The 20,558-nt window shown below is 64.2% G+C and carries 18 protein-coding genes; 12 read left to right on the forward strand and 6 right to left on the reverse strand.

Going from position 1 to position 20,558, the window contains the following annotated elements:
* Window positions 1-5: 5 nt before the first annotated feature.
* On the forward strand, window positions 6-455 hold the full coding sequence (locus B0G77_RS12260) for an NUDIX hydrolase (RefSeq protein WP_133662370.1): 450 nt from the start codon (window positions 6-8) through the stop codon (window positions 453-455).
* A 61-nt stretch (window positions 456-516) separates the two neighbouring features.
* Here B0G77_RS12260 and B0G77_RS12265 read toward each other — a convergent pair whose 3' ends face one another.
* The gene (locus B0G77_RS12265; RefSeq protein ID WP_133662371.1) at window positions 517-1,416 is read right to left on the reverse strand and encodes a transporter substrate-binding domain-containing protein; all 900 of its coding nucleotides are present in this window, start codon (window positions 1,414-1,416) and stop codon (window positions 517-519) included.
* Window positions 1,417-1,561: 145 nt separating this feature from the next.
* A complete protein-coding gene (locus B0G77_RS12270) occupies window positions 1,562-3,271 on the reverse strand; it encodes a glutamine--tRNA ligase/YqeY domain fusion protein (RefSeq protein WP_133662372.1) in 1,710 nt (569 codons plus the stop codon).
* Between the two features lie 440 nt (window positions 3,272-3,711).
* Here B0G77_RS12270 and ggt point away from each other — a divergent pair, with 440 nt between their 5' ends.
* A complete protein-coding gene (gene ggt, locus B0G77_RS12275; protein ID WP_133662373.1) occupies window positions 3,712-5,463 on the forward strand; it encodes a gamma-glutamyltransferase in 1,752 nt (583 codons plus the stop codon).
* A gap of 22 nt (window positions 5,464-5,485) precedes the next feature.
* Window positions 5,486-6,049, forward strand: a complete 564-nt coding sequence (locus B0G77_RS12280; RefSeq protein WP_133662374.1) for an alpha/beta hydrolase — start codon at window positions 5,486-5,488, stop codon at window positions 6,047-6,049.
* A gap of 131 nt (window positions 6,050-6,180) precedes the next feature.
* Here B0G77_RS12280 and B0G77_RS12285 read toward each other — a convergent pair whose 3' ends face one another.
* Entirely contained in the window at window positions 6,181-7,401 is a 1,221-nt protein-coding gene (locus B0G77_RS12285) for a CaiB/BaiF CoA-transferase family protein (RefSeq protein ID WP_133662375.1), read from the reverse strand.
* A 322-nt stretch (window positions 7,402-7,723) separates the two neighbouring features.
* Here B0G77_RS12285 and alaS point away from each other — a divergent pair, with 322 nt between their 5' ends.
* Entirely contained in the window at window positions 7,724-10,360 is a 2,637-nt protein-coding gene (gene alaS / locus B0G77_RS12290) for an alanine--tRNA ligase (protein WP_133662376.1), read from the forward strand.
* 113 nt (window positions 10,361-10,473) lie between these two features.
* Here the strand turns inward: alaS and B0G77_RS12295 are convergent, their stop codons facing one another.
* Window positions 10,474-11,397 (reverse strand): LysR family transcriptional regulator, encoded by a 924-nt coding sequence (locus B0G77_RS12295; RefSeq protein ID WP_133662377.1) that lies wholly within the window; start codon window positions 11,395-11,397, stop codon window positions 10,474-10,476.
* A 121-nt stretch (window positions 11,398-11,518) separates the two neighbouring features.
* Between B0G77_RS12295 and B0G77_RS12300 the strand changes: the two genes are divergently transcribed.
* The 8 genes from B0G77_RS12300 to B0G77_RS12335 all read left to right on the forward strand — a co-directional run bounded on the left by B0G77_RS12300 (window position 11,519) and on the right by B0G77_RS12335 (window position 18,787).
* Entirely contained in the window at window positions 11,519-12,859 is a 1,341-nt protein-coding gene (locus B0G77_RS12300; protein ID WP_243750977.1) for a YbfB/YjiJ family MFS transporter, read from the forward strand.
* A gap of 69 nt (window positions 12,860-12,928) precedes the next feature.
* Window positions 12,929-13,960 carry a low specificity L-threonine aldolase gene (locus tag B0G77_RS12305; RefSeq protein ID WP_133662378.1) on the forward strand — a complete coding sequence of 344 codons (1,032 nt, stop codon included), beginning with the start codon at window positions 12,929-12,931 and terminating at the stop codon, window positions 13,958-13,960.
* Window positions 13,961-14,004: 44 nt separating this feature from the next.
* Complete coding sequence (locus tag B0G77_RS12310) at window positions 14,005-14,535, forward strand: NUDIX domain-containing protein (protein WP_133662379.1); 531 nt, start codon at window positions 14,005-14,007, stop codon at window positions 14,533-14,535.
* Window positions 14,536-14,642: 107 nt separating this feature from the next.
* Entirely contained in the window at window positions 14,643-15,086 is a 444-nt protein-coding gene (locus B0G77_RS12315) for a thioesterase family protein (RefSeq protein ID WP_133662380.1), read from the forward strand.
* A gap of 3 nt (window positions 15,087-15,089) precedes the next feature.
* A complete protein-coding gene (locus B0G77_RS12320; protein WP_133662381.1) occupies window positions 15,090-16,028 on the forward strand; it encodes a branched-chain amino acid ABC transporter permease in 939 nt (312 codons plus the stop codon).
* Window positions 16,021-17,328 (forward strand): branched-chain amino acid ABC transporter permease, encoded by a 1,308-nt coding sequence (locus B0G77_RS12325; protein ID WP_133662382.1) that lies wholly within the window; start codon window positions 16,021-16,023, stop codon window positions 17,326-17,328. Before B0G77_RS12320 ends, B0G77_RS12325 begins: the two co-directional genes overlap by 8 nt.
* Window positions 17,325-18,077 carry an ABC transporter ATP-binding protein gene (locus B0G77_RS12330; RefSeq protein ID WP_133662383.1) on the forward strand — a complete coding sequence of 251 codons (753 nt, stop codon included), beginning with the start codon at window positions 17,325-17,327 and terminating at the stop codon, window positions 18,075-18,077. Before B0G77_RS12325 ends, B0G77_RS12330 begins: the two co-directional genes overlap by 4 nt.
* Entirely contained in the window at window positions 18,074-18,787 is a 714-nt protein-coding gene (locus B0G77_RS12335; protein WP_133662384.1) for an ABC transporter ATP-binding protein, read from the forward strand. Before B0G77_RS12330 ends, B0G77_RS12335 begins: the two co-directional genes overlap by 4 nt.
* Before the next feature lie 48 nt (window positions 18,788-18,835).
* Here the strand turns inward: B0G77_RS12335 and iolB are convergent, their stop codons facing one another.
* Both iolB and iolE read right to left on the reverse strand, forming a co-directional pair.
* Window positions 18,836-19,642, reverse strand: coding sequence for a 5-deoxy-glucuronate isomerase (iolB, locus tag B0G77_RS12340; RefSeq protein WP_133662385.1), 807 nt, complete (start codon window positions 19,640-19,642; stop codon window positions 18,836-18,838).
* Window positions 19,639-20,553 carry a myo-inosose-2 dehydratase gene (gene iolE, locus B0G77_RS12345; protein WP_133662386.1) on the reverse strand — a complete coding sequence of 305 codons (915 nt, stop codon included), beginning with the start codon at window positions 20,551-20,553 and terminating at the stop codon, window positions 19,639-19,641. The genes iolB and iolE overlap by 4 nt, the downstream gene beginning before the upstream one ends.
* Window positions 20,554-20,558 lie beyond the last annotated feature (5 nt).

Below are 20,558 nucleotides of genomic sequence, written 5' to 3' on the forward strand. Positions count from 1 at the left end.
CGTTCGTGAGCGCGCGGGTGATCTCCTGCGGCGTCGTGCTGCTCGACGCCGATGGCCGTGTGCTGCTCGCGCACGCCACCGAAACCACACACTGGGATATTCCGAAAGGGCATGGCGAAGAGGGGGAGGCGCCGTACATCACCGCGTTGCGCGAACTGGTCGAAGAGACCGGCATCGCGCTCGCGCCAGAGCGGCTGAAGGATCTGGGCCTCTTCGTCTATCGCCGCGACAAGGACCTGCATCTATTCGCCGCGCGCGCTGGCGACGGCGAGATCGACCTCGCGCAATGCATCTGCACGTCGATGTTTCCGCGGCGCTTTGACGGCACGCTGATTCCCGAGATGGATGACTATCGCTGGTGTGCGCCGGATGAAGTCGAGCGCTACGCAAGCCGCAGTCTCACGCGGCTCTTTCAGACCACGCTATCGCTCGCTGAACTGCATCGCACGCTGTGAATACGCGGGACGATGCGCTGCCCGCTTGCGGCATCGTGCCGCCGGTCAGTCGTTAAGCCGGTCAATCCAGCGCCTTGTCGTTTGGATGCGCAAACAGTTCACGCATTTCCGCCGACAGCGGGAAATTCAGGTTCGTTGCGTGCGGAGGAATTGGTTGCGTGAACCAGACGTTGTAGAGGCGCTCTGCCTCGCCGGACGTTTGCATATGCGAAATCACCCCGTTGACGAGGTCGCGAAACGACGCGTCTCCCTTGCGGAACATGCACGCGTAGGCCTCATAGCCAAGCGGCGTGCCGGTGATCACGTAGTCCTCGGGATGGGGCTCCGTCGCCTTCAGGCCGTGTAACAGCGGCTCATCCATGACGAACGCGACGGCGCGGTCCGCTCGGACGGCGGCGAATGCTTCCGGGTGATCTCTGGTCGCCGTGATGTGCATGTTGAGCTGCTTGTCGCTATTGAGCCGCCGCAGGAGCCGCTCGTCGGAGGTGCCCGCGGTGGTCACGACCGCCTTGCCGGCCAGATCCGGAAAGTCCGTGATCCCCGACTTCTTGCGCGCGATCATCCGCACCGCGTACTGGAAAAAGCTGTCCGAGAACGCGACCTGACTTTCGCGCTCGAAGGTATGCGTTGTGGAGCCGCATTCGAAGTCGATCTGAGTGTTGAGCAGCATCGGAATGCGGTTGCTCGAGTTGATCGTTATCTCGCGTACCTTGAGATCGTGCATACCGAGCGCCTTCTTGATCTCATCGACGATGCGCAGCGCGATCGTGTACGAATAGCCGACCGTGTGCGAGCCGTCCGAGTAGGCAAACGGGACCGATGCCTCGCGCACGCCAAGCGTGACGACGCCTTCGTCGTGGATTTTCTTCAGGGTGCCGGTGAGTTCATCGGCATGGGTGCCGCACGCGAGCGTGGCCGCAGCGGCACATGCGATCAGCCGGGATCGGGCTGCGAACTTCATTGCTCCTCCGGGAAGGGCGCGCTGATGATTGCGGCGCCGCAGCGTTGTGTCGATGAGTCGTACTGGAATACGTCGACGCATGACCCCGGCGGGAACATGCGCCACGTCCCGCATCAGGCGTTCGACGGCGCGGGGAAGTTCCAGCTTACGCCGGCTTGCCCCAACTGTCCCGCAAACTGACAATACGGTTGAAGACGGGCTTGCCCGGCTTCGAATCGACGCGATCCGCGACGAAATAGCCGTGCCGTTCGAACTGGTAACGCTGTTCGGGCATCGCGTCCTGCGCGCCGGGCTCGAGGTACGCGTTGACGACACGCTTCGAATCCGGATTCAGCGCTTCGAGGAAATCGCGGCCACCAGCGTCGGGTTGCGGCTCACGGAACAGGCGGTCGTAAATGCGCACTTCAGCCGGGCACGCGCCCGCCGCGCTCACCCAGTGAATGTTGCCCTTGACCTTGTAGTTGTTCGCGCCTTCGGTGCCCGACCGGCTGTCCGGGAAGTAGTTGCAGTGGACGGCGGTCACGTTGCCGTTCTCGTCCTTGTCCGCGCCCGTGCATTCGATCACGTAGCCATAGCGCAGACGCACCTTGTTGCCCGGGAAGAGGCGGAAATAGCCCTTCGGAGGCGTGTCGGTGAAGTCTTCACGCTCGATCCACAGCTCGCGCGAAATCGGGAATGTGCGCAGGCCGCGCTCCGGATGATGCGGATGGACCGGAGCGGTGCATTCCTCGCTGGTGCCCTCGGGGAAGTTGTCGATGATCAGCTTCAGCGGATCGAGCACGGCGGCGATGCGAGGAGCCTTGTCGTCGAGATCGTCGCGCAGCGCGCCTTCGAACACGCTCATGTCGATCCACGAATCGACCTTGGTCACGCCGATGCGCTCGCACAGCAACTGGATACTCTCCGGCGTGAAGCCGCGACGACGGATTCCGACGATGGTGGGCATGCGCGGGTCGTCCCAGCCCTCGACATGGCCTTCGGTGACCAGTTGCAGCAGCTTGCGCTTGCTGGTGATGGCATACGTCAGGTTCAGGCGCGAAAACTCGATTTGTTGCGGCAGCGGACGCGTAAAGACGCCGGCATGGGCCAGTTCATCGAGGATCCAGTCGTAGAGCGGCCGGTGATCCTCGAATTCGAGCGTGCACAGCGAATGCGTGATGTTTTCGAGCGCGTCTGAAATGCAGTGCGTGTAGTCGTACATCGGATACACGCACCACTTGTCGCCGGTGCGGTAGTGATGCGCAAAGCGGATCCGGTAGATCACCGGGTCGCGCATGTTGAAGTTCGGCGACGCCATGTCGATCTTCGCGCGCAACACGTGCTCGCCTTCCTCGAACTCGCCCGCTTTCATGCGGCGGAACAGGTCGAGGTTTTCCTGCGGCGTGCGCTCACGGAACGGCGACGGCGTACCCGCCTCGGTGGCGGAGCCGCGGGTCGCGCGCATCTGTTCGGCAGACTGGCTGTCCACATACGCCTTGCCGCGCTCGATCAGCAGTTCGGCGAATTCGTAAAGCTTGTCGTAGTAGTCGCTGGCGAAATAGAGGTGTTCGTTGCCGTCTTTCTTCCATTCGAAGCCGAGCCAGCTGACCGCATCGATAATCGAATCGACGTACTCGACGCTTTCCTTTTCCGGGTTCGTATCGTCGAAACGCAGGTGGCACACGCCGCCGTAGCTACGGGCAATACCGAAATTCAGACAGATACTCTTCGCGTGGCCGATGTGCAGATAGCCGTTCGGCTCAGGCGGGAAGCGTGTTTCCACACGCTGGCCCCACTTTCCGGAGCGGTTGTCGTCATCGATGATGTTGCGGATGAAATTGGATGCCGCAGGCGCGTCGTTGCGTTCGGTATTCATGCGTGATGGAGAAAGTCGGTCGGGGACGCGCGATGCGCCCGCTTATCTGACAATTCTACCTGACCGGTCAACGAGCGCCAGGGTTGATGCGGCGGAAGGCCGGAGTGAGGACTTCGGTGCGGCGCTGTTACAACGTGCAACAGGAGGTAAAACGCGTTGTTTGCGGGGATGCCGGGCGTCCAGAATGCCACCGCCGCAGCGCGTGCCGCCATGGTGGGGCAGTATTCCGGGTGATGAGAATAACGAAGGGCGACGCGGATCCACGCTGTCTTTTTGGTGTTTTGCAGCGCCGGGCACTATTGGCCCAGACTTAACCCTTCGCCCTGCCTGCCACCGGTATGCCTGTCAGCGGTCAGGGTGACGGGGCGCAGCCGATCCGGCACCTCGCGTGACGATATGCCGTTCGGCAAGATGGCGCCCTCTAATACGGAGCTTCCAGGATGTCCCAATCGACGCACGATGCGCACCGCGCGCCTTTTGCCAGCCTGACCCATTTCGTCGCGACGGCGACGTTCGTCGGCGCGCTTGCCGGGTGTTTCATGCCGGCCGGACCGGCAGCTGCCCGCACGGCGCCGCCGCCGAAGGCCGTTCTGGACGCGTCGGCGGTTGCCGTTCCCGACCGCTACAGCGCCGACACCGCGCAGCAGATCTTCGCCGAGGGTGGCAATGCCGTCGATGCGGCGGTCGCGATCGCCTTCACGCTCGCCGTCACCTATCCAGACGCGGGAAATATTGGGGGCGGCGGCTTCATGACGCTTTACGTCGATGGCAAGCCGTACTTCCTCGACTATCGCGAACGCGCGCCGCAACGCGCCACGCGCGACATGTATCTCGACGACAAGGGCAACGTGGTGCCCGACATGAGCCTCGTCGGTTACCGTGCGGTGGGCGTGCCGGGCACCGTCGACGGCATGTGGCAGGCGCAGCAGCGCTTTGGCAAGCTGAAGTGGAAACAGGTGCTCGCGCCTGCGATTCACTACGCGACGGACGGTTTCACCGTCGAACCCTGGCTGCAGCAGCGCGCCGACTACGCAGCGAAGCGCTTCGCGGGCAAGACCAACTTCAACGCGTACTTCTCGAACCTGAAGACGGGCGTCACATTCCGCCAGCCGGAACTGGCGCAGACGCTGTCGCGCATCGCAAGCGACGGCGGTCGGGAGTTTTATGAAGGCCGGACCGCCGACCTGCTCTCGTCGCAGATGATCGGCCATGGTCTCGTGTCGAAGTCGGACCTCCAGCAGTACAAGGCAGTCTGGCGCCAGCCGGTGACCGCCGACTGGAACGGCTACCAGATCGTGTCGGCGCCGCCGCCGAGTTCCGGCGGCGTGGGCCTGATCCAGATGTTGAAAATGAAGGCCGATCTGAAGCCTGCATTCGAGGGTGTCGAGCTTAACTCGGTACCGTATATCAATCTGATCGCGCAGATCGAAGACCGCGTGTTCGCCGACCGGCAGCAGTACATGGGCGACCCGGATTCGTACCGTGTGCCGGTCGACAGACTGATAGCCGACGCTTACCTTGCCCGTCGCGCCGACGAAGTGAAGCCCGACGCCGTACCAGGCGCCACACCGGTCAAGCCGGGCCTTGGCGATTCGATGCCGGAACGTGCCGAAACGACGCATTTCTCGGTGGTCGACAAATGGGGCAACGCGGTGTCCAACACCTACACGTTGAACGGTCCCTTCGGCTCGGGCGTGGTGGTGGATAACGCGGGTTTTGCGCTCAACGACGAAATGGACGACTTCGAGGCGAAGGCCGGCGTGCAGAACCAGTTTGGCGTGACGAGCGGAGACGTCAACACGATTGCACCGGGGCGCCGTCCGCTATCTTCGATGACGCCGACGATCCTGCTTAAAGACGGCAAGGTTTCGCTCGTGATCGGCACGCCGGGCGGCTCGCGGATTTTCACGTCGATTTTCCAGGTGATGACGAATCTCTACGATTTCGACATGTCGGCCACCGATGCGCTGGCCGCGATGCGTTTTCATCACCAATTGCTGCCGCCGAAGACGATCTACTGGGAACCGTATCATCCGATTGCGGGCGAACTGGCGGAGCAGTTGCAGGCAAAGGGTTATACGCTCGAAGGACAGGAGTTCAACGGCGACGTCCAGTTGATCCGCGTCGATGGCACTACGCCGTTGCCGGCGGCCGATCCACGCGGCGTGGGTGGGGGACGGGTATATCGCTAATCACGACAAAACGGGAAATAAGATGGATGCAAAGGTACTGGTGCTGCCGGGCTATCAGAACTCGGGCGAAGGTCACTGGCAGACGCTATGGGAGCAGTCGCAGCCGACGTATTCGCGCGTGCAGATGCCGGACTGGGATCACCCGGCGCGCGACACCTGGTGCCGGACGCTCGATGATGCGGTAGCGGCCGCCGACGCTCCGATCGTGTTCGCGGCCCACAGCCTCGGCTGTCTGACGGTGGCGTTCTGGGCGGCGCAGTATGCGAGTCCGGGGCAGGCGGCGAAGGTGGCCGGCGCATTGCTTGTCGCCGTGCCCGATCCGGCGGGTGATCAATTCCCGACGGACGCGAGTGGCTATGCGTCGGTACCGCTCGCGCACCTGCCGTTTCCGTCGATCGTTGTGGCGAGCACCGACGATGCCTACGGCAGCGTCCCGTTTTCACAGGCCTGTGCAAGGGCCTGGGGCAGTAGCTGGTTCGAGATCGGTGCACGCGGGCACATCAATTCCGATAGTGGCCTCGGCGACTGGGACGAAGGACAGCGCTGGCTGGCAACGCTCGCCGGGGGACGGCGCAGGAGCGCCTGAACCCCGAAGACCCGGCGCCTGGCGGTATGGGCGATATCTGAGGTCGCGGTATCGCGAGTTACGTCCATCAGGTCATCGCCCATTGCCTGTCCTGTCGCGCCGCTTTCGTGTTCGCGTCGGGCCGGGGCGCGTCAGATTACCGAGTTCGCCCGCAGCTCCGCAATCCGGGCGTCGTCCAGTCCGAGCACGCTGCGCAGAATGTCGTCGGTGTGTTCGCCCAGTGTCGGCGGATGAGTGACGGCCTGCGGCGGCGTCACACTCATGTTGACGGGATTACGCACCAGCTTGACAGTCCCGCCTGACGGATGCGGCAGATCGACCTGTAGCCCGCGTGCCACCACCTGCTCATTCTCGAACACTTCGCCAAGGTCATTGATCGGTCCGCACGGCACCCCAGCCGCTTCGAGCGCGACGATCCATTCCTGCTTGCTGCGCAGCCGGACCATGTCGGCGAGGAGCGGTACCAGTGTTTCGCGATTGCGCACGCGCGCCGGATTGGCCGAGAAGCGTTCGTCGTCGGCCAGTTCCGCGCGTCCTCCCACTTCGACAAACTTGCGGAACTGCCCGTCATTGCCGACCGCGACGATGATCCAGCTGTCGCTGGTCTGGAAGGTTTGGTAGGGGACGATGTTCGCATGCGCGTTACCCCACCGTACGGGCGGTTTGCCGCTCGCGAGGAAATTGGAGTTCATGTTCGCCAGCATGGCGACCTGCACGTCGAGCAGCGCCATGTCGATATATTGACCTTCGCCCGTACGGTCGCGGTGCGCGAGCGCCGCGAGTACGGCCACGGTGGAGTACATGCCGGTCATCAGGTCTGCAATAGCGACGCCGGCCTTTTGTGGACCACCGCCGGGCAGCGCATCGCGCTCGCCGGTGATGCTCATGAAACCGCCAATGCCCTGGATGATGAAGTCGTAACCGGCGCGCTGTGCATAAGGGCCAGTCTGCCCGAAGCCCGTCACCGAGCAGTAGACGAGGTCGGGCTTCACTACTTTCAGCGACTCGTAGTCGAGCCCATACTTCTTCAACTGGCCGACCTTGTAGTTTTCCAGCACGACGTCACTCTGTGCCGCGAGATCGCGAACGATCTGCTGACCTTCAGGCGTCGCGATATCAACCGTGACTGACCGCTTGTTGCGGTTCGCGGCGAGGTAGTACGCGGCCTCGCGAGTGTCTTCGCCGTCGGGCGTTTTGAGGTACGGCGGCCCCCAGTGGCGGGTGTCGTCGCCGATTTCGGGTCGTTCGATCTTGATGACGTCCGCGCCGAAGTCGGCAAGGGTTTGAGCGCACCAGGGACCTGCGAGTACGCGGGTGAGATCCAGCACGCGGATATGACTAAGAGCGCCCATATTGTGTCCGTGTCTCCTTGAAGCGGGGCTTTGGAGCCTGCGCGCCCGGAGGCGCGCAGGCACAGTATCGATGTCCCGAATCTTAAGCGATTCCCGGGCACCGGCCCATCCGGCCGCTCGGCATAGGACGGATCTCAGGCCGCTCAGGGCCGCCAGGGACGGATCGGCGCGGAAAACCCGGCCAAATGGCCAATGCTCGTTCCAGACGGGCTCCGGCTGCTCTGCAAGGGCGCTGATCCCGTATAATCAGCGGTTCAGAAACAATCAGTTGGCGCATCCTAGGATGCCGCCGGACACAGCCAGGACCGCCCCCAAGCACGCCATGAAAGCCGCCGAAATCCGCGAGAAATTCCTCAAGTTCTTCGAATCGAAGGGCCATACGATCGTCCGCTCGTCGAGCCTTGTGCCCGGCAACGATCCAACGCTGCTCTTCACCAATTCGGGAATGGTGCAGTTCAAAGACGTTTTCCTCGGCGCAGAATCGCGTCCGTACTCACGGGCTACTACCGCGCAGCGCAGCGTGCGCGCCGGCGGCAAGCACAACGATCTGGAAAACGTCGGCTACACGGCGCGTCACCACACGTTCTTCGAAATGCTCGGCAACTTCTCGTTTGGCGACTATTTCAAGCGCGACGCGATTCACTACGCGTGGGAACTGCTGACGGGCGTGTATCAGCTACCCAAGGACAAGCTCTGGGTCACCGTCTATCACGAGGACGATGAAGCGCACGACATCTGGGCGAAGGAAGTCGGCGTGCCGGTCGAGCGCATCATCCGCATCGGCGACAACAAGGGCGCACGTTACGCGTCGGACAATTTCTGGCAGATGGCCGACACCGGCCCTTGCGGCCCGTGCTCCGAAATCTTCTATGACCACGGTCCGGACGTGTGGGGCGGCCCGCCGGGATCGCCTGAAGAAGACGGCGACCGTTACATCGAGATCTGGAATCTGGTGTTCATGCAGTTCAACCGCGACGCGCAGGGCAACATGACGCCGCTGCCGAAGCAATGCGTCGATACCGGCATGGGCCTCGAGCGGATCGCAGCGGTGCTGCAGCATGTGCATAGCAACTACGAAATCGACCTGTTCCAGGCGCTCATCAAGGCTGCTGGCCGTGAATCCGGCGTGGCCGATCTCACGAACAACTCGCTGAAGGTGATTGCCGACCATATTCGTGCGTGCTCGTTCCTGATCGTCGACGGCGTGATCCCGGGCAACGAAGGGCGCGGCTACGTGCTGCGCCGGATCGTGCGCCGCGCGATCCGCCACGGCTACAAGCTCGGTCGCAAGGGCGCGTTCTTCCATCGTCTGGTCGCGGATCTGGTCGAACAGATGGGCGGCGCCTATCCGGAACTGAAGGACGCCGAGCAACGCGTGACCAATGTGCTGCGCCAGGAAGAGGAACGCTTCTTCGAGACGATCGAGCACGGCATGTCGATTCTCGAAGGCGCGCTGGCCGATCTCGAAGCCGCAGGTGGCAAAACCAGCGGCAAGACGCTCGACGGCGAACTCGCATTCAAGCTGCACGACACCTACGGCTTCCCGCTGGACCTCACGGCGGATGTCTGCCGCGAGCGCGGCGTGACGGTCGACGAACCGGCTTTCAACGAGGCGATGGCGCGTCAGCGTGAACAGGCGCGCGCGGCCGGCAAGTTCAAGATGGCGCAGGGCCTCGAGTACACGGGCGCCAGGACGACGTTCCACGGCTACGAAGAGATCGTCTTCGATGACGCGAAGATTGTCGCGCTGTATGTCGACGGAGCGTCGGTGAATGAGGTGGCGAAGGGCCAGCAGGCAGTCGTCGTGCTGGATCACACGCCGTTCTACGCGGAGTCGGGTGGTCAGGTCGGCGATCAGGGGCTGCTCGGCAACGCGAGCGTGCGTTTCGCCGTCGCCGATACGCTGAAGGTGCAGGCCGATGTGGTTGGCCACCATGGCACGCTGGAGCAGGGCACGCTGAAGGTCGGCGACGTCGTTAAGGCGGAGATCGACGCGGTGCGCCGTGCCCGCACGGCCCGCAACCACTCGGCGACCCACCTGATGCACAAGGCGTTGCGCGACGTGCTGGGCTCGCACGTGCAGCAGAAGGGCTCGCTCGTCGACGCGGACAAAACCCGCTTCGACTTTGCGCACAACTCACCGGTGACGGACGAGCAGATCCGTCGCGTCGAAGAAATCGTCAACGCCGAAGTGCTGGCAAACGCGCCGGGAATCGTGCGCGTCATGCCGTTCGACGAAGCAGTGAAGGGCGGCGCGATGGCGCTCTTCGGCGAGAAGTATGGCGACGAAGTGCGCGTCCTCGACCTCGGTTTCTCGCGCGAGCTGTGCGGCGGTACGCACGTGCATCGCACGGGTGATATCGGTTTGTTCAAGATTGTGATGGAAGGCGGTGTGGCGGCGGGGATCCGCCGTGTGGAAGCCATCACGGGTGACAACGCCGTGCGCTACGTGCAGGAACTCGACATGCGCATCAATGCGGCCGCGGCGGCACTGAAGGCGCAACCGTCGGAGCTGACGCAGCGGATCGTGCAGGTTCAGGATCAGGTGAAGTCGCTGGAGAAGGAACTTGGCGCACTCAAGTCGAAGCTCGCTTCGAGTCAGGGCAATGAGCTTGCCGGTCAGGCGATCGAAGTGTCGGGCGTCCATGTGTTGGCAGCAACCCTCGAAGGGGCGGACGTCAAGACGTTGCGTGAAACCGTCGACAAGCTGAAGGACAAGCTGAAGAGCGCGGCGATCGTACTGGCGTCGGTCGAAGGCGGCAAGGTCAGCCTGATCGCTGGTGTGACGCCGGAGGCCAGCAAGAAGGTGAAGGCGGGCGAACTGGTGAACTTCGTCGCGCAGCAGGTTGGCGGCAAGGGAGGCGGTCGTCCGGATATGGCGCAGGCCGGCGGCACGGAACCGGCGAATCTGCAGGCGGCGCTCGCCGGCGTAAAGGGCTGGATCGAAGCACAGCTGTAAGCTCCCGGCATCTGCCGCGGCGTCCGATCCGACGCGCAAAGCGAGCCACCGAACAAACGGCGGCCATCGAAAGCAAAAAGCCGCGAGCCGAAAATCTCGCGGCTTTTTGCGTTTCAGGCGGGCTGCATCGTCGTTTCACCACCCTGTGCCGGGGCGGTTCCGGCCATATTGCTCGCCGCGAGCAATTCCTCCCGCAGTGCATTCAACGCCGACGAAAAGTGCCCGCGGCGCCAGATCAGCAGCGTATCGATCGTGCCGAGTTCGCCGAGCGAGTGAACCGCAATATCGTCCACGTTTTGCTGCAGATCCAGCACCGAGCGCGGCGCCACCGCAACGCCCGCACCGGCTGCCACGCAGGCGACGATAGCGTGGTACGAACCGAGTTCGAGCACCCGTGCCGGCCGGATGCCGTGCTCCAGATACCACTTCTCGATGTAGCTTCGATAGGCGCAGCCGCGCTCGAATGCAATGAGCGTCGATAGCGCGACGTCGCGGGCCTGATGGATCGGCCGGTGGCCGCGTGGCGTGAGCATCACGAGTTCTTCGCGGAATACCGGGACGGATTCGAAGACATCGGTCAGCGTGTCCGGATCGAGTGGCATCGCGATTAAGGCGGCGTCGACCTCGAATTCGCGCACGCGCTCGACCAGGCGTCCGGTTGTGCCGGTTTCCAGTTCCAGCGCGACGTCGGGCCAACGCTGGTGATATTGCGCGAGCAGGCCCGGCAGGCGGCTTGCGGCGACGCTTTCCATCGTGCCGAGCCGCAGCCGTCCGCTCGGACGGTTTTCGCGTACCGCATGACGCGCCTCGTCAGCGAGCGCAAGCAGCCGTTCGGCGTACGGCAGCAAGGTCTCGCCGGCGGGCGTCAGTACAAGCCGGCGCCCGTCGCGGATGAAGAGGTCGGTGCCGAGCTGTTCCTCGAGCTGCTTGATACGCGTCGTGACATTCGACTGGACCCGGTTCAGCTTCGCTGCGGCGCGCGTGACGCCGTTCTCGCGCACGACCGCACGAAAAATGGTCAAAGCGGCCAGATCCATGATTCTCTCCAGGTGATCGTATCAATCGTGATAATTCATTTTTAGAGATTGAAACGTCAAGCTAGTATGAAGCCAACGGATGGTGATTGCGTTGCCGTCCTCCAAACGTCCGCCTACGCTCATGACCGATCTCGTTTCCCGTGCGCTTGCACCCGCCGCTGGACCTCACGAAGCCCGTCAGGCCGCGCTGGCCTGCATGGTGACCCTGGCTGTGGCGCTCGGTGTCGGGCGCTTCGCGTTCACCCCGTTGTTGCCGTTGATGCTGCACGGTGGTTTTCTGGATATCCGGCAGGGCGGGTGGCTCGCCTCGTCGAACTACGCGGGCTACTTTGTCGGCGCCGTCGCTTGCGCTGCATTGCGCGTCGACCCGGCGCGGATGGTTCGGGCGGGACTGGCCGTCACTGTCGTGCTGACGCTCGCCATGGGCTTCACGCATTCATTCTGGCTCTGGGCGATCATTCGCTTTGTCGGCGGTGCGGTCAGCGCGTGGACGTTCGTTTTCGCCTCGCAATGGGGGCTGCGCAGGCTCGCCGAGCTTGGAGCCAACGCGTGGAGCGGGGTGATCTACACCGGGCCGGGCCTGGGAATCGTCGGAACGGGGCTGCTGGTGAGCGCAGCGGGCGGCTTCGGCGCGACTGCAGGCTGGATCGGCTTCGGTCTCATTTCAGCGGTTCTGACGGTGCTCGTCTGGGGCGCATTCAGGGCGACTCCGTTGCGTCAGGCGAAGGTCGCGGCCACGCCTCGTCCCGCGACCGGCCACCGGGGACCTCACACCGGGGCAAGCGGGCAGTTGCACGCCGACTCCACGGGTCGAGCGTCGGCCGCACAGCCTGTCCGGTCCAACGAGCCCGCTAACTCGGCCCAACGCGCCGCTGAGGTGCCCCACCGGAGACGCATCCACCGCGCCGACGCCTTCTGGCTCGTCGTGCTTTACGGCGTGCCAGGCTTCGGCTACATCATCACGGCGACCTTCCTGCCCGTCATCGCTCGCGCTGCACTGCCTGGTTCCGCGTGGCCCGACCTGTTCTGGCCGATGTTTGGCGCAGCGCTGATCGTCGGGGCGCTGCTCGGCGCGCGCCTGCCGTTGCACTGGGACAACCGCACGCTGCTCGCCGGCTGCTACGTGCTGCAGGCGGCCGGAATCGCTTCGGGCATCATCTGGCCGACGGCGGGCGGCTTTGCGATTGGCAGCATCCTGATTGGTCTGCCGTTTACGGCGATCACGCTGTTTGCCATGCGCGAAGCGCGTCGTCTGCATGGCGAACATGCTGCCGGACTGATGGGATATGCGACCGCGGCCTATGGCATCGGCCAGATCGCCGGCCCGCTCGTGGCCGCCCCGATCGCGGCGCACACCGGATCGTTCTCGCCCGCGCTGTGGCTGGCAGTGGGGGCGTTGATGCTGGGCGCGCTGGGGCTGGTCGCCGTGACGTATGTGCGCGAAGCGCGAACCGGACAATAACGGGATGGCGCACTAGAATGTCGGCTTTCCCGCCACTTTCGCGCGCCGTTGCACGGCGCGCCGCCAGCCATGCAACATTTCGCATCGGACAATTACGCCGGCATCTGCCCCGAGGCGCTCGGCGCGCTCGTCGAAGCTAACGGCAGCGGTCGCGAACCCGCCTATGGCGACGACTCCTGGACGCAGCGCGTTTGCGACCGTCTGCGCGACCTGTTCCAGACCGATTGCGAGGTGTTCTTCGTCTTCAACGGGACGGCCGCGAATTCGCTCGCGCTGGCCTCGCTGTGCCAGTCGTATCACTCGGTAATCTGCCATGAACTCGCCCACATCGAAACGGACGAATGCGGCGGCCCGGAATTCTTCTCGAACGGCTCGAAGTTGCTGACCGCGTCCGGCGTGCACGGCAAGCTGACGCCGGACGCGATCGAAGCCGTCGTCACGCGCCGCGCCGATATCCATTACCCGAAGCCCAAAGTCGTCACGCTTACCCAGTCGACGGAAGTCGGCAGCGTCTACAGCGTCGAGGAAGTGCGGGCGATTGCGGCGATTGCGAAGCGCCGTCAACTGAAGCTCCACATGGACGGCGCGCGGTTCGCCAACGCCGTCGCGGCGCTCGACGTGCATCCTTCCGAGATCACGTGGCGCGCGGGAGTCGACGTGCTGTGTTTCGGCGGCACGAAGAATGGCTTGCCGGTGGGCGAGGCGGTGGTGTTTTTCGATCGCGCGCTCGCCGACGATTTCGCTTACCGCCTCAAAAAGGCCGGTCAGCTCGCGTCGAAGATGCGCTTCATCTCCGCGCCGTGGCTGGGTCTGCTCGACAATGACGTATGGCTGCGCAACGCGCGGCACGCGAACGCCGTGGCGCAACTGATGAAAACGCGTCTCGAAGCGATCCCCGGCGTCAGCATCATGTTCCCCGTCGAATCCAACGCGGTGTTTGCGCAATTGCCCGCCCACGCGGCAAAGGCGATGCGCGCGAAGGGGTGGAAGTTCTACGAATTCATCGGCGCGGGTGGCTGCCGGCTGATGTGCGCGTGGGACACGCAACCCGAGACCGTCGAGCGCTTCGCCGCCGAAGTCCGCGAACTCTGCACGGCCTGAGGGCCGGCTGGGCGCGTCCTCACTACTCACCATTCCGATTGAGCATGTCCGACTATCAATTCTGTCCGCGTTGCGCGACGCCGCTCGTCGAACGCAGCGATCCCGAGCACGAGGGCGCGCGTGTGCGCCAGGCCTGTCCCGACAAAGCGTGTGGCTATGTGCACTGGAACAATCCGTTGCCCGTTGTCGCGGCGATCGTCGAGTACGAAGGGAAAATCCTGCTTGCGCGCAACGCGGCCTGGCCTGAGGGGATGTTCGCGCTGATTACCGGCTTCCTCGAGAACGGCGAGACACCGGAGCAAGGCATCGCGCGCGAGGTGCACGAAGAAACTTCGCTGCATGCCGAGACGGTCGAGCTGATCGGCGTCTACGAGTTCATCCGCAAGAACGAACTGATCATCGCGTATCACGTCAAGGCGCACGGAACGATTTCGTTGTCACCGGAACTCCTCGAATACCGGCTTGTCGAGCCGGCGAAGCTGCGTCCGTGGCGGGCAGGCACCGGGCAGGCGCTTGGCGAATGGATGCGCCGGCGCGGCCTGCCGTTCGAGTTCGTCGAGCGGCCGGGGCAGTGAGCGGCGGCAGCGCATTGCCAGATGACCAGCCAGACGGCCGATAGCGGGCAACGGAAAACAGTTGTTACAGTGACCGTAGTCCGCCTTTCATCACCGAAGAAAAATCGATGAACAAACCGATCGCAACGCCGCGCACCACCTATCGGTACTTCCTGCCGATCACCACGCGCTGGATGGATAACGACGTCTACGGCCACGTCAACAACACCGTCTACTACAGCTACTTCGACACCGTGGTCAACGAATACCTGATCCGCACGGGCGTGCTCGATTTCGAGCACGGCGCGACGATCGGGCTCGTCGTCGAAACGCACTGCAATTACTTCGCGCCGTTCGTCTTTCCGGAGCGGGTGGATGCGGGCCTGCGTGTGGCACGCCTCGGCTCGACGAGCGTGCGTTACGAAGTCGGTCTCTTCAAGGAAGGCGAAGCGCAGGCGGCGGCGCAAGGGCATTTCGTGCACGTGTACGTCGACCGGATCACGCGCCGTCCGGTCGCGCTGCCTGATGCGTTGCAGGCGGCGCTTGCGCCGCTCGTCGTCGGCGGGCAATAGCGCGTGCAGTCGTTCGTCATCAACCTGCTGAACGGGGTGAGCTATGGCTTGCTGCTGTTCATGCTGTCGGCGGGTTTGACGCTGATTTTCAGCATGCTCGGTGTGCTTAATTTCGCGCATGCGAGTTTCTACATGCTCGGCGCGTACGTCGGCTTTTCGGTCGCGGCGCGTGCGGGCTTCTGGAGCGCGCTCGTCGTAGCGCCGCTTGTCGTCGGGCTGAGCGGCGCGGCGATGGAGCGCTGGTTGCTGCGGCGCGTGCGGCCACACGGCCATCTCGCGGAACTGCTGTCGACGTTTGGCGCCGCTTATCTGATCGGTGAAGCGGTCAAGCTCGTCTGGGGGCTTCCGGCGCTGGCGGCGCACGTGCCGCCAGCGCTCGACGGGCCGCTCTTCACGGTCTATGGCGCTGCGTTCTCGCGCTATCGGGCGTTCGCGATGGCGATATCGATCGCAATGCTGGCGGCGCTCTACGCGCTGTTGCGTACTTCGAAAACCGGCTTGATTATCCGTGCTGCGCTGACCCATGCGAGTGCGGTCGAAGCGCTTGGCCACAACGTGCCGCGCGTCTTCACGCAGGTCTTTGCTGCTGGCACGGCGCTCGCGGCGCTCGCCGGCGTAATCGGCGCGCCGCTATTTGTGATCGAACCCGCGATGGCGGAATCTGTCGGGTCGATCGTGTTTGTCGTGGTCGTGATCGGCGGGCTGGGCTCGCTCGGCGGCGCGCTTGTCGCCTCGCTCGTCGTCGGGTGCGTACAGACGCTGGCGGTCGCGAGCGACGCGTCGCTCGGCGCGCTCGCCGTACGGATCGGTCAGCCATTGCCGCCTGAATGGGCAGCGTTGAGCGTCGCGCAAGTCGCGCCGCTCGTGCCGTATCTGCTGCTGGTGGCGATGCTCGCGCTGCGGCCGCACGGACTCTTCGGACAACGCGAAGACGATGCGTAAGGCTCGCGACGTGCATCGGCCGCGCGCATGCCGCGACCCCGAGACCGGATCGCGGCGCGGTGTGCCTTGCTGGCGCGCCGCTGTGCCATGGCTCGTCCTCATCGCGCTCTTTGCCGTACCGCCGTTCCTGTCGTCGCAAAGCTGGCTGCTCGCTTACCTCGCGCAGACTGCGACGATGATCGTGTTCGCGCTGTCGTACAACCTGCTGCTTGGCGAGACGGGCCTGCTTTCATTCGGGCACGCCGCGTATGCGGGACTGGGTGCGCTCGTCGCGGCACATGTGTTCAATCGTTACGCCATCGCGTTGCCGTGGCTGCCGCTCGCGGGAGGTGTCGGTGGAGCGCTGGCGGGTGGAATATCCGGCGCGGTGGCAACACGACGCGCCGGCACAGCGTTCGCGATGATCACGCTGGGTATCGGCGAACTCGTCGCCGCGGCAGCATGGACGCTGCCGGACTGGTTCGGCGGCGAGGCGGGCGTACCGATCGATCGCGCGAGCGGTCCGATGTGGGGCAGTTGGACGTTTGGCCCCGCGCGCGAGGCCTATACGGTGATTGCCATCTGGTGCCTGCTCGCGAGCGCCGCGATGTGGGCGTTGTCGCGCACGCCTTTCGTCCGTCTTGCCAACGCCGTGCGGGACAACCCCGCGCGTGCGGCGGCCATCGGCTGCAACCCGCGGCGGATCCGTTGGGCGATGTTCGTGTTGTCGTCGTTCTTTGCGGGCGTCGCGGGTACGCTCGGGCTCGTGAATGTCGAACTGGTCTCGACGGAAAGCGTCGGCATGCTGCGCTCCGGCGCCGCGTTGCTGGCGACGGTGATCGGCGGGACCGGCGCGTTTTTCGGGCCGGTTATCGGGGCGGTGGCGCTGGTGTTCTTCAGCGTCGGGCTGGCGAGCATCACACAGGCGTGGCTCTTTTATCTTGGCCTCTTCTTTATCGTGGTCGTTGCCTGTTCGCCAGATGGCCTTGCCGGCTTCTTGGCGCGTGCCGCAACGACGCTGTCGCGGTTCGGCTGGCGTGCGTGGTCGCGCCTGTATCTCCTGAATGCCTGGGCGGTGTCGTGCTGGACGATGGCCCTTGTGCTCGCTGTTCAGTGGGCATACGCGACACAGGCGTCGGACGACGTGGCGCGCAACCCGGTTCGGCTCGGCCATGCTCCGATCGGCTCAATGACATCCGCGACGGCTCTGCTGGCGACGATCTGTGCGCTGATTGCGCTCGGCTGGTTCGCGCGACGTTACGCACGGCAGATGCAGATGCAACTCGAGCGTGGTACCGAAGACGCGGGAGAGGCGCGATGACCGCCGCCCTCGCGCTGCACGGCATCGAGAAACGCTTCGGCGCGACGCAGATTCTGCGTGGCGTCGATCTGACCATCGAGGCAGGCGAACGTCATGCATTGATCGGCCCCAATGGCGCGGGCAAATCGACGTTGTTCAATCTGATCTCAGGCATGGGACGCGCGAGTGCGGGCCGCGTTGAACTGAACGGCATCGACATCAGCCGCTTCGCACCGGCTGCGATCAGCCGTCTCGGGCTCGCGCGCAGTTTTCAGACGACCAGTGTCTTCGGCCGTCTCACCGTGTTCGACAACCTGCGCTGTGCGGTTCTCGCAGCGAATCGGGACGACATGCGCTGGTGGCATCGCTGGACCGGCTCGCGGGCGGTAGAGGCACGCGCAGCACAGGTTCTCGACGCGGTCGGCCTGTCGCCGAGGCGGCATGAGCGGGCAGGCACGCTGAGTTACGCGGAGCAGCGTGCGCTCGATCTCGGCCTGGCGCTCGCTGGCGGCGCGCACACGCTATTGCTTGACGAGCCGACGGCCGGCATGAACCGGGCAGAAGCCGCGCGCGCGATCGACCTGATCCGCGAGACCACCGAGGGCCGCACGCTCCTGATGATCGAGCACGACATGGACGCCGTCTTCAGCCTCGCCGATCGCGTTTCCGTGCTCGTGCAGGGTCGGGTGATCGCGACCGGCACGCCGTCGGCGATCCGTGCGGACGAGCGCGTGCGCGCAGCCTACCTCGGCGAGGGCCTGGCCCGATGAGCGCGCTGCTCGAAATCGGCGGATTGCGTGCATGGCATGGCGCGAGCCAGGCGTTGTTCGGCGTCGACCTGCGGATCGACGCGGGCGAGATCGTCGCGCTTACGGGACGCAATGGCTCGGGCCGTTCGACGCTCGCGCGAGCCGTCATGGGTCTGGTGCATGCCGAAGGCCGGATGCGGTTCGCCGGCCGGTCACTGTCCGGTTTGCGCACATTCGAGATCGCGCGGCTCGGCATCGGCTACGTGCCAGAGCATCGCGATGTATTCCCGACGCTGACCGTGCATGAAAACCTGCAGCTTGGCATCGCGCCGCACCATCGCGGACGTGCTCCGCGCTTCACGTTCGACGATGCCTACGCGCTCTTTCCCGCGCTTCGTGAACGTCGGGCCACCCGCGCCGGGGCACTCTCCGGCGGCGAGCAGCAGATGTTGTCGCTCGCCCGCGCGCTGACTGGCGACCCGGAACTGCTGATCGTCGACGAACCCGCCGAAGGACTCGCCGGGCAGGTCGCGGCGCAGGTCGCAGCGTGTCTGCGCATGTTGCATGAACGCGGCGTCGCGGTTCTGTTGATCGAGCAGCGGCTTGCGATTGCACACGACATCGCGAGCCGGATCGCAGTCATGGGGCACGGCGAGATCGTGTTCGACGGTTCCCTCGGCGCGTTCCTGCAGCGCGACGATGTGGTGCGGGAGTGGCTGGGCGTCGGCTGATTCTGCGGCACGTGAAGGACCCGGCGATAGAGACCGCGTAGTGGCGCGTCAGCTGCGTGAGTCCCTTTCAATGATCCACTCATGCGCGGGATCGTTTCTGAAATGCCACGTTCTCTGTTTACCCGCCATGACATTCAGATAGTACGAGTCGTATCCATACGGCACCACGACCGGATGATAGCCACGCGGCACCATCACGATGTCATGGTCCTCGACGGCCATCGATTCGTCGATATCGCGCGAGTCGGTATAGACCCGCTGGAAAGCGAAACCCTGCGGCGGATTGAGCCGATGGTAGTACGTCTCTTCCAGTGAGCTTTCCTGCGGTACGTTGTCGGTGTCGTGCTTGTGCGGCGGGTAGCTCGAAGCGTGTCCGCCGGGCGTACGGACTTCCACGACGAGCAGCGACTCCGCCAGTTCGGTCTGCGGAAGAATATCGCAGACGTAGCGCGTATTGAGCCCCTTGCCACGGGTCGAGCGCTTCATCTGCGAAGGTTCGATCAGGCGGGCCGGATGCACGCCGGTTGCCGGCGCGCTGGCGACGCCTACTTCGGCGCGTCGCACGGCACGCACCGTTGCACGCACGCCCGGCGGCAGATAAACCGCAAACGGGGCGGCGTCTTCGAAGACGCTGTCGCGCGAACCGAGGCTGCTCCATTTCGTGTCGGCGGTCTCGACATCCACCGCACCCGAAAGCACCACGATGCACGATTCGCGCTTTGCGTCATGCACATAGACGAGTTCGTCGGGTTCCATGCGGTAAGCCGCGAAGCCCACGTACCGCCAGGCCGCGGATTCGGGCGTCACGCGCGCGATTGTCTGGCCTTCGCGCTGTGCCTTGACGAGCAGACTCATGCTGCCTCCCTGGATAAATCGAGCGGCGCATCGACGAGCGAGCGCAACATGTGATAACCCTTCTGGGCATACGCGTACGAAGGCGCGATCACCGGATCCTGTTCCGCCTCGACGACCAGCCAGCCGCGATAGCCGTGCTTTTTCAGGCGCTGGATGATGGAGGCGAAATCGACCGTGCCATCGCCCGGCACGCTGAAGGCGCCGTTGATCACCGCGTCCAGAAAGCTCCAGTTGCGGTTGCGCGCGACCTTGATGACGGCGGGCCGCACGTCCTTGCAGTGCACGTGGCAGACGCGCGCGATGTGCCGGTCCAGCACCGCAACGGGGTCGCCGCCTGCGAACGTGATATGTCCGGCGTCGAAGAGTAGTCCGACCGGATCGCTCGTGAGCGACATCAGGCGATCGACGTCGGCGGGCGTTTCGACGTACGCGCCCATATGGTGGTGATACGCGAGCCGCACACCGCGGCTTAGCGTATAACGCGCGAATTCATCGACGCGCTTCGCATACGTTTCCCATTGCGCGTCGGAAAAGAAGCGCGGTCGCTGGTAGAGCGGCTGCGGCGCGCCCTGGATCGAATCGGCGACTTCGCCGTAGACCATGACCGTTGCGCCGTTCTGTGCGAGCAGATCGAGATGCGGGCCGACCGACGCGATTTCCTCTTCGACGCTGCGTCGCGCGAGCCGTCCCGAATACCATCCGGATACCAGTGCGAGATCGTATTGCGCGAGCAGCGTCTTCAACGCCTGTGGCTCTCGCGGAAACTTGTTGCCAAGCTCGAACCCCTCGTAGCCGATCTCGCGACCTTCGGTCAGCGCGACTTCAAGTGGCGTTTCTCCGCCCAGCGAGGGCAGGTCGTCATTCATCCACGAAAGCGGGTTGATGCCGATGCGTACTTCGAACTGAGTCATGCGGA

The organism is Paraburkholderia sp. BL10I2N1 (genome assembly GCF_004361815.1).
Lineage (GTDB): Bacteria > Pseudomonadota > Gammaproteobacteria > Burkholderiales > Burkholderiaceae > Paraburkholderia.